Below are 544 nucleotides of genomic sequence, written 5' to 3'. Positions count from 1 at the left end.
AAACGCCATCAAAGACTGAGTCAACTGATAGCCGCTACCGAACGGATCTTCCCATGGGTCAAGAAACGAAGTAACACGGCGCATACGGTACGGTTCTACCAAGATCAAACCGACGACAGCGCCAATGCCAGCAATCATCAGGGCCAGAAACTGGGTTAGCTTCGCGCCCGCGATAAATAACATACCAAACAGAGTAACCAGCATTACAACGACGGTACCCAAATCCGGCTGACCAAGTAACAAGACGGCGAAGAAAGCAAACACCATGATTGGCTTCATAAAGCCGCCAAAGAAGGTCTGGCGCACTTCATCTTGCTTACGGACTAAATAACCGGACATGAAGATGAACAGCGATAGCTTTGCAACTTCGGCAGGCTGTAAGTTGAACAGACCAAGCGGAATCCAACGAGAAGCGCCGTTTACTGACTTACCAGCGAGAAGTACAACAATCAGCAAGCCGAATGAGACCCAAAGCAAGTAATGACTTTTCTTAAACCATTGCTCTAAAGGTACTTGAAGTATCACCGCAGAGGTCCCGATCGCC

General features: G+C 48.7%; 1 protein-coding gene. It reads right to left on the bottom strand.

The window, feature by feature from the left end:
- Window positions 1–544 (bottom strand): FtsW/RodA/SpoVE family cell cycle protein (locus tag R7R78_RS28865; RefSeq protein ID WP_225474936.1); only part of this gene is annotated, 544 nt, incomplete at both ends.

The sequence above is a fragment of the Vibrio sp. 2134-1 genome (assembly GCF_033339495.1).
This window is presented reverse-complemented; position numbering and strand designations above follow the sequence as displayed.